Genomic DNA, 13,789 nt, shown 5'->3' on the forward strand with positions numbered 1-13,789 from the left:
TCGGTATTCCAAGTCGGCGTAGCTCATCCAGACACCTCGGTCAGTCCCCTCTCCCTCTGGGAGAGGGTTAGGGTGAGGGCAGTTCCAGAGGCTGTTTGAGTTTCAGCAGCATCCCCGGACTGTCCCAGCAAACTTCAATTGCGTGGCGCGGGTTGGGGGATGTCGACGTTATCCAGTACGCGATTCACGGCCAGTTCCGCGAGCATGATGATCTGCTGGATCGCCAGAATCGTGCGCCGCTGCGGGAGGTCGATGTAGGCGGCGATATCGCTGCTCATGAGGCTGGCTTGCGCCAGTGATTCGCAGGCGTGGACGAGGAGGCTTTCGTTGTCTTGGCCCGGCGCGACCTGAAACATGGTGCTGGGTTTGTGGAAGCGCAGGGTCAGGGCGTTGGGTTTGAGGTAGTGGTCGAGCGCTCGCTCGGCGGCTTCGTGGAATTTCTTTGAACCGGAAGATTCGTAGGGTGAGGTGTTATCCGCTTCGGGCGGATTTGGTGTTGGCTTTTTCATGACAAAGATCCTTTAGATGGAAATGGAGCTGCCATGTTTCGTTTTCCAGGCGAAAGGGTGGCAGCTGTACGCGGACTGGAAAAACCGGCAAAGGATCAAACCCGGCAGACCCGAAGGTCTCCCACGTACAGCCGCCATAACTCAAAAACCGGCGCTGAAAAAGCGCGGCATTATGTCATGTGCTGTGATCCTGCGGGTTTTCCAGACCCGGTCGCTGATTCGTCAGCGACACCCAAAGCCTATCCACCGCACTTCCGACGGACAACCTGCAAAACACGTCGGAAACTTCCGCGAAAAGCCTGAAATGTAGGAGCTGCCGTAGGCTGCGATCTTTTGATTTTTAAACATCAAGGTCAAAAGATCGCAGCCTGCGGCAGCTCCTGCAGGTTTCACGGTGTGTTGAAAATCAGTTGGCGACGCGTGCTCCGGCGAGGCTGCCGCTGAGTTCGTAGGCGGCCAGTTCTGCCTGGTGTGCCGCGAGGATTTCCGGCAGTGAGCCGCGCAGGTATTCGACCCACGTCTTGATCTTTGCATCAAGGTATTGCCGCGATGGGTAGATCGCGTACAGGTTCAGTTCCTGCGAGCGGTAGTTGGGCATCACCCGTACCAGCGTGCCATTGCGCAGCCCTTCGATTGCCGCGTACACCGGCAACACGCCAACGCCCATGCCGCTGGTGATCGCGGTTTTCATGGCGTCGGCGGAGTTCACCAAAAACGGCGAGCTGTTGATGGTGACCATTTCCTGGCCTTCAGGGCCGTCGAAGGCCCATTTTTCCAGCGGGATCACCGGGCTGACCAGGCGCAGGCAGGCGTGGTTGAGCAGGTCGCTGGGCTTTTGCGCGCAGCCGTTGGCTTTCACGTAGGCCGGTGAGGCGCAGACGATGCTGTAGGTGATGCCCAGGCGTTGCGAGACGAAACCGGAGTCCGGCAGTTCGCGGGCCAGCACGATGGAGACGTCGTAGCCTTCATCGAGCAGGTCCGGCACGCGGTTGGCCATGGTCAGGTCGAAGGTGACGTCCGGATGGGTCTTGCGATAGCGGGCGATGGCGTCGATGACGAAGTGCTGGCCGATGCCGGTCATGGTGTGCACTTTCAACTGCCCGGCGGGGCGGGCGTGGGCTTCGCTGGCCTCGGCTTCGGCTTCTTCGACGTAAGCGAGGATCTGCTCGCAGCGCAGCAGGTAGCGCTTGCCGGCTTCGGTCAGGGCAATGCGTCGAGTCGTGCGGTTAAGCAGTCGGGTTTGCAGGTGGGCTTCCAGGTTGGAGACCGCGCGCGAGACGTTGGCGGTGGTGGTGTCGAGCTGCACGGCGGCGGCGGTGAAGCTGCCGGCTTCGGCCACGCAACTGAAGGCGCGCATGTTTTGCAAAGTGTCCATGGGGTGCTCTCAAGGGAGATGGCAAATTGTGACACGAAGTTTCAGGGGCTGAGACCCCCGACCAAGGGATTATCTCGTTAACGGTAACAAAGATTCACAGGATTCCCAGCTTATCGCCGTTCAGGCGCCCCCCTAGAATTGCGCCGATCCACACCACTCCTCGCCATATCCCTTCTTTCAGGAATTCGCAGCTGTGCCGCGTCGCATCAACAGAGCGCTTTTGCCGCTCAGTGTTCTGGCTTTTTCCCTGGCTCTTGGCGGCTGCATTTCAACCGAAGGTATTGCTCCGCAGGGCAACGCGCTGGAGGCCAATGATTTGGCCACCGACGATGCCATCGCCCACGCTGCCCGTGACGCCAACTGGCCCACCGCGCAATGGTGGCAAGCCTACGGCGACCCGCAACTGAACCGCTGGATCGACCTCGCCGTACAAGGCAGCCCGAGCATGGCCATGGCCGCCGCGCGAGTGCGTCAGGCCAAAGCCCTGGCCGGTGTCGCTGAAGCGGCCGAGTCGTTGCAGATCAATGGCGAGTCGACCCTCAAGCGCCACAACTGGCCGACCGATCAGTTTTACGGCCCGGGCGAATTGGCCAACACCACCACCTGGGACAACAACGCGGCGCTGGGTTTCAGCTACGCCCTCGACCTCTGGGGCCGCGAAAGCAATGCCAGCGAACGGGCGGTGGATCTGGCGCACATGAGCGCCGCCGAAGCGCGATTGGCGCAGTTGGAATTGCAGAACAACATCGTGCGCGCCTACATCGAGTTGTCGCTGCATTACGCCCAGCGCGACATCGTCGCCGCGACGCTCAAACAGCAACAGCAGATTCTCGACCTGGCGCAAAAACGCCTGAACGGCGGGATCGGCACGCACTTTGAAGTCAGCCAGGCTGAAACGCCGTTGCCGGAAACTCATCGGCAACTCGATGCGCTGGACGAAGAGATCGCCCTCAGTCGCAATCAACTCGCCGCACTGGCAGGCAAAGGGCCGGGCGCAGGCGCGCAGTTGCAGCGTCCGACGCTATCGCTTGGCGCGGCGCTGAAGTTGCCGTCGGCACTGCCCGCCGAACTGCTCGGTCAGCGTCCGGACATCGTCGCCAGCCGCTGGCAAGTGGCGGCGCAGGCGCGCGGGATCGATGTGGCGCACGCCGGTTTTTATCCCAACGTTGATCTGGTCGGCAGCCTCGGCTACATGGCCACCGGCGGCGGCGCGCTGGAGTTTTTGACCGGCAAGAAACTCACCTACAACGTCGGGCCGGCGATCTCGTTGCCGATCTTCGACGGCGGGCGCTTGCGTGCCGAGTTGGGTGAAGCGTCGGCCGGTTATGACATTGCCGTGGCGCATTACAACCAGACGCTGGTCAATGCGCTGAAGAACATCTCCGACCAGTTGATCCGCCGCGAGTCGATGGACAAGCAGCAAGGCTTCGCCGCCGAGTCCGTGGCCACGGCGCAGAAGACCTACGACATCGCGATGATCGCCTATCAACGCGGCCTCACCGATTACCTCAACGTGCTCAATGCGCAGACGCTGTTGTTCAAGCAGCAGCAAGTGCAGCAGCAGGTGCAGGCGGCGCGGTTGAGTGCACATGCGCAGTTGGTGACGGCGTTGGGGGGTGGCCTCGGCGCCGGTAACGATGTGCCGACGGCCGAGCAAACCCAAGCCCCGAAAACCCCGGCCCTTTTGCGGTGAACCTGAACCCGAGGATGGTGAACTCCTGTGGCGAGGGGATTGTGTGATTCACAGATTTTTTCTTCATTCATTGAGCAAGATTTAATGACTCCCTTGCCCGCACCGCTACGCTGGCTCTACTCCCTGGAATGGCGCCGGGGTTTCTTTGACTGGGCGCGCAGCGATGGCGTGACCTGGGTCTATATCTTCAAGGTGTTGCTCGCCGCGTTCCTCACGTTGTGGCTGGCGATGCGTCTGGAATTGCCACAACCGCGCACGGCGATGATCACCGTGTTCATCGTCATGCAGCCGCAAAGCGGTCAGGTGTTCGCCAAGAGTTTCTATCGCTTCCTCGGCACCCTGGCCGGGTCAGCGATGATGGTCACGCTGATTGCGCTGTTCGCGCAAAACACTGAACTGTTCCTCGGCTCGCTGGCGATCTGGGTCGGCATCTGCTCCGCTGGCGCCGCACGTTGCCGTAACTTCCGCGCTTATGGTTTTGTCCTCGCGGGCTACACCGCAGCGATGGTTGGTTTGCCGGCGCTGGCGCACCCGGACGGTGCGTTCATGGCAGCGGTGTGGCGGGTGCTGGAGATCTCGCTGGGGATTCTCTGCGCCACCGTGGTCAGCGCCGCGATCCTGCCGCAAACCGCCAGCGCGGCGATGCGCAACGCCTTGTACCAGCGCTTCGGCGTGTTCGCGCTTTTCGTCACCGATGACTTGCGCGGACGCAGCAAAACCGAATCCTTTGAAGCGAGCAACGTGCGTTTCATCGCCGAGGCTGTGGGGCTGGAAGGGCTGCGCAGCGTGACGGTGTTTGAAGACCCGCACATGCGTCGACGCAATGGTCGCCTGAGCCGTTTGAACAGCGAGTTCATGGGCATCACCACGCGCTTCAATGCCTTGCATCAGTTGCTGGAACGCTTGCGCGGCAATGATGAAGAACACGTTGTGGCGGCGATCAGACCGGGCTTGCAGGATCTGGCCGAAGTGCTCGACGGTTTCAGCGGCCGGGCACTGACCAGCCCCGATGCCGCGCGGCTGGCGATGGCGCTGGCGACCTACAAGGAAGGCTTGCCGGCGCGGGTGCGCAGCCTGCGCGCAACCTTTCAGGAGAGCGAGCCGAGCGACGCCGAGCAACTGGATTTCCACACCGCGTATGAATTGCTCTATCGCTTCGTCGACGATCTGCACGGTTACGCGCAGACCCACGCCTCCCTGGCCGATCACCGCCACGAACGCGAGCGCTGGGACGAGCCGTTCACCCCGCAAACCAACTGGTGGGCGGCGGCCGCTTCGGGGATTCGTGCGTCGTTCATCCTGATCGTGCTGGGCAGTTATTGGGTCGCGACGGCGTGGCCGAGTGGCGCGACAATGACCCTGATCGCCGCCGCCACCGTGGGCCTTTCCGCTGCCACGCCGAACCCGAAACGCATGGCCTTTCAGATGGCTTGCGGCACATTTCTCGGCGCGTTGATCGGCTTCGTCGAGATGTTTTTCATCTTCCCGTGGATCGACGGTTTTCCGCTGCTGTGCGTGATGCTCGCGCCGGTGATCGTGCTCGGTTCGTTCCTTACATCTCGGCCGCAATATGCCGGTGTCGGCCTTGGACTGCTGATCTTTTTCAGCACCGGTTCGGTGCCGGACAACCTGACGATCTACAACCCCTATACCTTCATCAACGACTACATCGCCATGGTCATGGGCATGCTGGTGTGTGCGGCGGCGGGCGCGATTATTTTGCCGCCGAACAGTCGCTGGTTGTGGCGGCGGCTGGAGCAGGATCTGCGTAGCCAAGTGGTCTATGCGATCAGCGGAAAACTCAAGGGGTTGGCGTCGAGTTTCGAGAGCCGCACCCGAGACTTGTTGCATCAGGCTTATGGTCTGGCGGCCGGTGAGCCGAAGGTGCAAAAGAGCCTGCTGCGCTGGATGTTCGTGGTGCTGGAAGTCGGCCACGCGATCATTGAATTGCGCAAGGAGCAGGCGATTCTGCCGGTGCACCCGGCCTATGCCGAATCGCAACCGTGGCGTCAGGCAATCCGTGTGATGGGCCGGGCGTTGGTGCGGCTTTTTCTGCAACCGAACTCAAGCAATCTGGAGCGCGCGCTGGTGGCAGTCGATCACGCGATCAGCCGTGTCGCCGCCACTGAAGAACCGTTCGCGCCGCACTTCGATACCTCGGCCCTGCGCCGGGTGAAGAGCTATCTGCACTTCATTCGCACCTCGTTGCTCGACCCGCAATCACCGCTTGGCGCTTTCGCACACGCCAAGCCTGAAGGACTTGCCCATGCCTCGTGAAATCGCTTTCCACGGTGTGTACATGCCGACCATGACCCTGATGTTTTTCATCGCTGCGGCATTGGCCTGGGCGGTGGATCGGTTCTTGTCGGGCTTCGATCTGTACCGCTTCTTCTGGCACCCGGCGCTGCTGCGCCTGAGCCTGTTTACCTGTCTGTTCGGCGCGATGGCGCTGACTGTTTACCGTTGACTCTCTATCTCTGAAGAAGGCTCTGATGAAAAAGTTTTTCAGCCTGCTCGCGACCTTGCTGGTGCTGGCCCTTGCGCTGTGGATCGGCCGGACTTTGTGGGTGCATTACATGAACACGCCGTGGACTCGCGACGGTCGGGTGCGCGCGGACATCATCAACGTCGCCGCCGACGTCACCGGTGAAGTGATCGACGTGCCGGTGCGTGACAACCAATTGGTGAAGAAGGGCGATTTGCTGATGCAGATCGACCCCGAGCATTACCGCATCGCGGTGAAACAGGCGCAGTCGCTGGTCGCTTCACGCAAGTCGACGTGGGAGATGCGCAAGGTCAACGCCCATCGCCGTGCCGATCTGGACAACCTGGTGATCTCCAGGGAAAACCGCGACGACGCCAGCAACATCGCCGACGCCGCGCTGGCTGACTACCAACACGCGCAGGCGCAACTGGAAGCCGCCGAACTCAACCTCAAACGCACCGAAGTACGCGCGGCGGTGGACGGCTACGTGACCAACCTCAATGTGCATCGCGGCGACTACGCGCGCATCGGCGAGGCGAAAATGGCCGTGGTCGACATGAACTCGTTCTGGGTCTATGGCTTCTTCGAAGAAACCAAACTGCCGCACGTTCGCGTTGGGGATAAGGCCGACATGCAGTTGATGAGCGGCGAAGTCCTGAAGGGCCACGTGGAAAGCATTTCACGCGGCATCTACGACCGCGACAACCCGGAAAGCCGCGAACTGATCGCCGACGTCAACCCGACCTTCAACTGGGTGCGTCTGGCACAGCGAGTGCCGGTGCGGATTCACATTGATGAAGTACCGGAGGGCGTGCTGCTGGCGGCGGGGATTACTTGTACGGTGGTGGTGAAGCAGGACGCTGTGGATAACTGACAGACCGAGGTGCTGCCATTCGCGAGCAGGCTCGCTCCCACATTGGATTCGCGTTGCACTGTGGGAGCGAGCCTGCTCGCGAAGAACGATAACGCGGTGTCAGAGTTGGCCGCGCAAGCCGAAGCGCTTCATCAACGCCGACTCCAGCAACCCCTTCGGCAACAAAGCCGCCAACAATGGCAGCGCCCGACTGCCATTGCCAATCCTGATCAGCCGTGGCGGCTTGTTTTGCTGCACTGCCTTCAACAAAACGGCGGCAAACTCACTGGCCGGCGTCGGCTTGTCCTGCGAGGCCTTGGCCCGCGCGCGAATGCCCTCACGCAATGGAAACCACGGCGATTGTTCGTTGATCAACTGCTCAGCCTCATGCCCGGCATTTTTGGCGAAGCTCGATTGAATCGCACCGGGCTGCACTTCCATCACGCGAATGCCGAACGGCGCCAGTTCCATGCGCAATGCATCGCTCAAGGCATGCACTGCTGCTTTCGAGGCGCAATAGGCACCGGCGAACGGTGTGACCAATACGCCGGAAACACTGCCAATGTTCACGACCAAGCCCTTGGCCCGGCGCAACACCGGGAACAGCGCGCGGGTGACGCCGACAATCGAAAACACGTTGGTTTCGAACTGGCGCTGCATGGCCGGCACGCCGCCGTCGAGCAGCGGGCCCATGGCGCCATAACCGGCGTTGTTGATCAGCACGTCGAGACCGCCGTGTTGCTGGTTGATCCGCTCGGCGAGTTGTTCCAGCGCCGCGTTGTCATTGACGTCGAGTTGCACGGCGGTGAACCCGGCTGTCGCCAGCAATGCGACATCTTCAGCCTTGCGGGCACTGGCCCAGACTTCATAACCGGCGGTTTTGAACGCATCGGCGAGGGCGCGGCCGATGCCGCTGGAGCAACCGGTAATCAACGCAACGGGCATGGCGCATTCCTTGTGCAAAAGAGTGGGGAAGGGGATCAGTCGGAGAAGCTGCCCTGCAATCGCTCGGCGCGAAACTCCAGGGTTTGCGGGCGATAACCGGGACGCAGCGGTGGCATCGGCAAGCAGTCTTCCCAATTGCCGCCAGCCTGCAATTCGCCGGGGCCGCGGTAGCGCGGGGCGCTGTATTGATTGTCGGCCAGATTGACGGTGTCGCCCGGTGCATAGGCAGCAATGCGCCAGCGCAACTCGGTCAACGGCACGCTGTTGCCGTTGTTCATCTTCAATTGCAGCGGACGATCCGCCGGACACTGCTCGGGCGCATAGCTGATACGCAGTTCAAGGCGCGCCAGTTGTTTGATCTCGCGGTTGTCCAGCCACACCACCCACATGGCAACCAGGCCGAGGCCGATGGCGGCTGCCACCGAGACGGGCAAGGCCTTGGCCGGATAGCGCAACAACAGGATCAGCCAGGTGAAGACCAGCAAGACGCCGATGAACATGTGTGAACGCTCCTTGAACTCGTGACCCACATCCTACCGAAGGGTTGCCGGAATGGACATTCGCGTATCAGGCCATTGTGCCATTGGTCGGAACTGTAATTTCTGACAGTAGGCATCAATGCCCAGTCGCTGCTGAGATACCCCCACGCAACGGAGCAAAAATATGGGCATGCACAGCAAAACACCGACGCTTTCAGTGAGCGACCCGCGTGGGCTGCCGATCCGTACAGTCGACTACTGGCGCGCCGAGTATCCTGGCGCCGCTCAGACTCTCGTGCACCGCACCTTTCATGACGCGGCGGGGCGTGCTGTCGACCAGTGGGATCCACGTTTGTGGGCGCTGCAAATGAGCGATCCTCTGACGCCGGCCAGTCTGGCCATGGTTTATCTGTTGAACGGCCAAGTGCTACGCACGGACAGCGTCGATGCCGGTACGCAGGTTGCGTTGCACGGTCTCGGCGCGCAAGTGCTGCTCGAGTGCGACAGTCGTGGAACCCGTCGCGAAATCCGGCACGATTCGTTGCTGCGCCCAGTGGCCGTGTTCGAAGAAGGCGAATCGCAGCCGCAACGGTGCGTCGAGCGCTTTGTTTATGGTCAGCCCGGTGCCGGTGAACCGAGCCGCAACCAGCTCGGCCAGTTGATCCGCCACGATGACCCGGCAGGCAGTGTGTTGTTCGAATACTTTGCGATCAGCGGCCAATGCACAGAGAACACCCGGCACTTCATGCAGAACCTCGTGACCCCTGATTGGCCTGAGCCGATTGATGAACGCATGAAGTTGCTAGAACCCGGCGAGGGCGCGACGAGCCAATGGCATTTCGGGCCGCTGGGTCAGGTACTCCGACAGGTGGATGCGCGAGATAATCATCAGGGGATCGAGTTGACGCTCGATGGACGTTTGCGGGCCAGTTACCTGCAGTTGAAGCATCAGTCCGAACCTCAAACACTGGTCAGCGATATCCGTTACAACGCTGACGGGAAAGTCACGCTGGAACGGGCGGGAAACCGCGTATTGACGACATTGCGCTATCGAGCTGAAGACGGCCGTTTGCAAGTGCGTCAGGCCGAGAACAGCGACGGCGAAATCTTGCAGCATCTGGTCTACGACTATGACCTGATGGGCAATGTGCTGAGCATCGAGGACAAGGCACTGCCGATCCGCTATTTCGCCAATCAGCGCATCGATCCGATCAGTCTCTTTATCTACGACAGTCGTTACCAGTTGCGCGAGGCAACTGGCTGGGAGGCGGGTGCTGCGAGCCAGGGACCCGCGACGCCCGGACGAGCCGATCCGGGCGCCGTGAGCAATTACCGCCAGAGTTATCGTTACGACGAGTCCGGCAATTTGCTGGAGCTGACGCATGTTGGCGCGCGTAATGGTCGCAAGCTGCGCGCCGCGCGATTCAGCAATCGCTGTTTGCCTTACCGCGCCGATGTACCGCCCACGGAAGAGGAAATCGCTGCGGCGTTTGATCTGCGTGGCAATCTGCGAGCGCTCGAGGCCGGGCGATCACTGACGTGGAATTTGCGCAATCAGTTGCAATCGGTCACGCCGGTCGAACGTGCCGGCGGACGCAATGACCTTGAACACTATTGTTACGACGGCGCCGGTCAGCGTGTGCGCAAGACGCGTTTATTGCAGACAAATGCCCGTGGTGTCGTTGCCCAGGTGCGCTATTTGCCTGGACTGGAGTTGCGCAGTGACACAGGCAACGTAGAACAACTGCAAGTGATCACCGTCGAGGGGGCGCTCAACAGCGTGCGGGTCTTGCACTGGCAAAGCGCACCGCCAACCGGTTCCAACGACCACTATCGGTACACCTTCACTGATCATTTGGGCTCTACCAGCCTGGAGTTGGGTGAGGATGCCCGCGTCATCAGCCAGGAAACCTTCCACCCGTTCGGCGAGACGGCGTGGAGCAAGGACACCGAAGTCAGCTACAAAACCCTCCACTATTCGGGCAAGGAGCGTGATGCGACCGGGTGTTATTACTACGGTTATCGCTATTACATGCCTTGGTTGCAGCGATGGCTCAACCCTGACCCGAAAGGCTTTATTGACGGGCCGAACCTGTACCAGATGGTCGGTAACTCTCCCATGAGGCATGTTGACAGCGATGGCGGCGGGAAAAGCGATACGTCTACGTCAGCGCTGGCTGACAGCGCGCAAAAGCAGAAGGCACTGCTGGACTCGGTCACCTCGGCAGCGGCGGATGTCAGAAATTCGTTGCTCAACCACACCCAGGCACGACACCGGTTTCAGGCGTTGGCCAGGCGAGTCGGTACGCAACTGATCAGCAGCGCGGTCAGCACGGGGGCGCAAGCCCTGGGCGGCGCGGCTGGCACTGCATTGGGCGGGGCATTGGGGCCGGGAGCGGCCGTGCTTGGAGGGAAACTGGGTACGAAGCTCGCCGGCAAGGCAGCGGATGCAGCAATCGACAAGGTCGTGGACACCTATCAGTTGAACCGCCCTATCAATTTCAAGGGCAGCGAACTGAATCCCAAGGCTTTCGTTGAAAGCGTCGAGCCGAAAAAATCGCTCAGTCTTGCCACAGTGAAACTGGAACTGGCAGCACATGATCCGCGCACTTCCGACGGTCGATCACGACTGGTGAAAATGGCGCGCGCCAAGGTTGAGGGCAAAGTGATCTCGGTAGTCGCCGACACGTTGGGATCGCAGACCCCGGGACTGATCCGGACAGGAAGGGAGTTCATCCATGCATCGCAGGGCTTGAATGCAGGGACGTTGAGTGACACTTACGAACATATTTCGGCAAACATCGACATGGTGTCGTTCAGGACGCAAGCGATATTGACCGAGCTGGCGACGGTCGGCGGCTCAGACACTGAACTGCTGGAAGCGGTCTCCGAATTGTCAATGCAGACCTTCAGTACCGTTCAAACGCTCAATCGAACCCAGGATTTCATTGGGCTGATCTCGCCCACGCCCTACGCCGGCAGACAGCAATCGCTGGGGGGGAGCACCCGGCCCAAACTGACCCGACAACATTCGCAGGGCTAAAAAAGCCCCCGCCCAACCCGCTGCGGATAGGGGACGCAGTGGGCTGGACAAGGGCTTCTTGTCTTGCGGATCGTTTACTGCGCGATGGTCTTCACCGACACGCCGCGTTCGATCGGGGTGGAGCGGCCGTAGATATCTTCGAAACGTTCGATATCGTCTTCACCCAGATACGAACCCGATTGCACTTCGATGATTTCCAGCGGGATCTTGCCCGGGTTGCGCAGGCGATGCACCGAGGCGATCGGGATGTAGGTCGACTGGTTTTCGCAGAGCAGGAACACGTTGTCGTCGCAGGTCACTTCGGCGGTGCCGCTGACCACGATCCAGTGTTCGGCGCGGTGGTGGTGCATCTGCAGCGACAGGCATGCGCCCGGTTTGACCGAGATGTGCTTGACCTGGAAGCGCCCGCCCATGTCCACCGAGTCGTACGAGCCCCACGGACGGTAGACCTCACAGTGGTTCTGGGTTTCGCTGCGGCCCTGTTCGTTAAGGGTGTTGACCATCTGCTTGACGCCCTGAACCTTGTCCTTGTGGGCGATCATCATGGCGTCCTTGGTTTCGACCACCACAATATTTTCCAGACCGATCACCGACACCAGTTTGCCGTTACCGTGGATCATGCAGTTCTTGCTGTCCTGGATCACCACGTCGCCTTTGGTGACGTTGCCGTTGGCGTCTTTCTCGTTGACTTCCCACAACGACGACCAGCAACCGACATCGCTCCAGCCGGCGGTCAGCGGCACGACGCAGGCGCGCTGGGTTTTTTCCATCACGGAATAGTCGATGGAGTTGTCCGGGCAGCAGGCGAAGGTAGCTTCGTCCAGTGTGACGGTGTCGGCGTCCTGTTCGCTGCGCTCAAGGGTCAGCAGGCAGGTGTCGTAGATGTCCGGATCATGCTTTTTCAGCTCTTCGAGGAAGCGGCTGGCGCGGAACAGGAACATGCCGCTGTTCCAGTAGTAACCGCCGGACTCGACGTATTCGGTGGCGCGTTTCACATCCGGTTTTTCGACGAAGTGCGACACGCGGCTGACGCCTTCGGGCAGCAGCGAATCAGCGGTGGACTTGATGTAGCCGTAACCGGTTTCCGGTTTGGTCGCCGGCACGCCGAACAGCACCATTTCGCCGTTTTCGGCGGCGACGGTGGCCAGGGCCAGGGCGCGTTGCAGGGCTTTCTGGTCTTCGAGAACATGGTCGGCCGGCAGCACCAACATCAGTTCGTCACGACCTTCATTGACCAGCATCATCGCGGTCAGGGCCACGGCCGGCGCAGTGTTGCGGCCGAACGGTTCCATCAGGATGCGCTGGCATTCCAGCTTGCGGTTGGCCAACTGCTCGTTGACGATAAAACGGTGATCCTTGTTGCAGACCACGATCGGCGTGTCCATGCCTTCGAACACCAGGCGTTCCAGGGTTTGCTGGAACAGGGTGTGTTCGCCGGTCAGGGCCAGGAACTGTTTAGGGAATTGCTTGCGCGAAAGCGGCCAAAGACGTGAACCGCTACCACCTGACAAGATCACCGGAATCATATTGTTTACTCCATAAAATCGATTTGGTTAGAGGCACGAACGTTGTGTCGTTTCACTCTTGTTTTTGTCTCGTACCCGAACTGACAACCCGATCAAGGGTGGGAGCGAGCCTGCTCGCGAAAGCGGCGTATCAGTCGACATTTATGTTGGATGTCAGACCGTATTCGCGAGCAGGCTCGCTCCCACAGGGGGCTGCGTCAGTTCGGAAAATTGATTAGCGCGTCGACACCGGGCGTTTCACCCAGACTGGCGACAGGCTGCTGCCCGAACCGGTGACGTACAGCACTGCTGCTTCACCGCGCTCCAGGGCAACCGGCTTCACGTCGCCGACTTTCTTGTCGCCTTCGTACAGCGCCAGGCTGACTTTCACCGGGTTGATTTCACGTTCGCCACGGCCCTTGGCCGCCACGTTCGGCACCACGTCGGTCTTGCCGTCGGCGGTCTTCAGGGTCAGCGGCTTGTCGCTGAGGTTCTGCACACGCACCAGGGATTTCTGCTTGTTCTTGAACGGCGGCTCTTCGATCAGTTGCGGCGCGCCGGAAGCGTTGTTGACCAGGGTGTAATAGTGATCACCGGCGAGTTTTACCGGCAGGGTCTGGCTACCGACCTTGGCGCTGTAGTCGCCGCCCGGCATGAAGCTGAAGTCGCTGCTGGCCAGAGGCGCAACGTCGCTCAGATTGGTGCTGCCGACGGTGGCGCTGACTTCAGCGTTGCTGGCGTTATAGATGCGCACGAAGCTCGAGCCTTTCGGGGCGGTCGGGCCATAGAGGGCGGCGTCGCCACCGGCGAAGGCAGGTACGGAAAGCACGCTGAGGCCAGCAACCAGTGCGAAGCTTTTAGCGAGACGGCGAGGAGTAGTAGTGAAAGTCATGGTGTACCTC

The 13,789-nt window shown here is 60.6% G+C and carries 12 protein-coding genes; 6 read left to right on the plus strand and 6 right to left on the minus strand.

Annotated elements, in window-relative coordinates; translation table 11 throughout:
• Nucleotides 1–134: 134 nt before the first annotated feature.
• Nucleotides 135–509: a DUF6124 family protein gene (locus IAI51_RS01400; RefSeq protein WP_187676849.1), complete on the minus strand. Its 375-nt coding sequence runs from the start codon at nucleotides 507–509 to the stop codon at nucleotides 135–137.
• Nucleotides 510–525: 16 nt separating this feature from the next.
• On the opposite strand from IAI51_RS01400, the gene IAI51_RS01405 reads away from it, so the two are divergent.
• Complete coding sequence (locus IAI51_RS01405) at nucleotides 526–819, plus strand: hypothetical protein (protein ID WP_187676850.1); 294 nt, start codon at nucleotides 526–528, stop codon at nucleotides 817–819.
• Nucleotides 820–915: 96 nt separating this feature from the next.
• Here IAI51_RS01405 and IAI51_RS01410 read toward each other — a convergent pair whose 3' ends face one another.
• A complete protein-coding gene (locus tag IAI51_RS01410; protein WP_103305180.1) occupies nucleotides 916–1,884 on the minus strand; it encodes a LysR family transcriptional regulator in 969 nt (322 codons plus the stop codon).
• Between the two features lie 193 nt (nucleotides 1,885–2,077).
• Here IAI51_RS01410 and IAI51_RS01415 point away from each other — a divergent pair, with 193 nt between their 5' ends.
• The 4 genes from IAI51_RS01415 (at nucleotide 2,078) to IAI51_RS01430 (ending at nucleotide 6,936) form a co-directional block, all read left to right on the plus strand.
• Entirely contained in the window at nucleotides 2,078–3,577 is a 1,500-nt protein-coding gene (locus IAI51_RS01415; RefSeq protein ID WP_187676851.1) for an efflux transporter outer membrane subunit, read from the plus strand.
• 84 nt (nucleotides 3,578–3,661) lie between these two features.
• Nucleotides 3,662–5,854, plus strand: coding sequence for an FUSC family protein (locus IAI51_RS01420; protein WP_187676852.1), 2,193 nt, complete (start codon nucleotides 3,662–3,664; stop codon nucleotides 5,852–5,854).
• The gene (locus IAI51_RS01425; RefSeq protein ID WP_007914106.1) at nucleotides 5,844–6,044 is read left to right on the plus strand and encodes a DUF1656 domain-containing protein; all 201 of its coding nucleotides are present in this window, start codon (nucleotides 5,844–5,846) and stop codon (nucleotides 6,042–6,044) included. Before IAI51_RS01420 ends, IAI51_RS01425 begins: the two co-directional genes overlap by 11 nt.
• 25 nt (nucleotides 6,045–6,069) lie before the next feature.
• Nucleotides 6,070–6,936, plus strand: coding sequence for an HlyD family secretion protein (locus IAI51_RS01430; protein ID WP_187676853.1), 867 nt, complete (start codon nucleotides 6,070–6,072; stop codon nucleotides 6,934–6,936).
• Nucleotides 6,937–7,035: 99 nt separating this feature from the next.
• Here IAI51_RS01430 and IAI51_RS01435 read toward each other — a convergent pair whose 3' ends face one another.
• Both IAI51_RS01435 and IAI51_RS01440 read right to left on the minus strand, forming a co-directional pair.
• The gene (locus IAI51_RS01435; RefSeq protein ID WP_187676854.1) at nucleotides 7,036–7,860 is read right to left on the minus strand and encodes an SDR family oxidoreductase; all 825 of its coding nucleotides are present in this window, start codon (nucleotides 7,858–7,860) and stop codon (nucleotides 7,036–7,038) included.
• 35 nt (nucleotides 7,861–7,895) lie between these two features.
• The gene (locus IAI51_RS01440; protein ID WP_187676855.1) at nucleotides 7,896–8,360 is read right to left on the minus strand and encodes a multidrug transporter; all 465 of its coding nucleotides are present in this window, start codon (nucleotides 8,358–8,360) and stop codon (nucleotides 7,896–7,898) included.
• Nucleotides 8,361–8,523: 163 nt separating this feature from the next.
• On the opposite strand from IAI51_RS01440, the gene IAI51_RS01445 reads away from it, so the two are divergent.
• Nucleotides 8,524–11,382 (plus strand): RHS repeat protein, encoded by a 2,859-nt coding sequence (locus IAI51_RS01445; RefSeq protein WP_187676856.1) that lies wholly within the window; start codon nucleotides 8,524–8,526, stop codon nucleotides 11,380–11,382.
• 74 nt (nucleotides 11,383–11,456) lie between these two features.
• Here the strand turns inward: IAI51_RS01445 and IAI51_RS01450 are convergent, their stop codons facing one another.
• Both IAI51_RS01450 and IAI51_RS01455 read right to left on the minus strand, forming a co-directional pair.
• Complete coding sequence (locus tag IAI51_RS01450) at nucleotides 11,457–12,908, minus strand: mannose-1-phosphate guanylyltransferase/mannose-6-phosphate isomerase (protein WP_100846177.1); 1,452 nt, start codon at nucleotides 12,906–12,908, stop codon at nucleotides 11,457–11,459.
• A 214-nt stretch (nucleotides 12,909–13,122) separates the two neighbouring features.
• Nucleotides 13,123–13,779, minus strand: a complete 657-nt coding sequence (locus tag IAI51_RS01455; protein ID WP_187676857.1) for an alginate O-acetyltransferase AlgF — start codon at nucleotides 13,777–13,779, stop codon at nucleotides 13,123–13,125.
• Between the last annotated feature and the right edge of the window lie 10 nt (nucleotides 13,780–13,789).

It is taken from the genome of Pseudomonas sp. N40(2020) (assembly GCF_014472415.1).
Lineage (GTDB): Bacteria > Pseudomonadota > Gammaproteobacteria > Pseudomonadales > Pseudomonadaceae > Aquipseudomonas.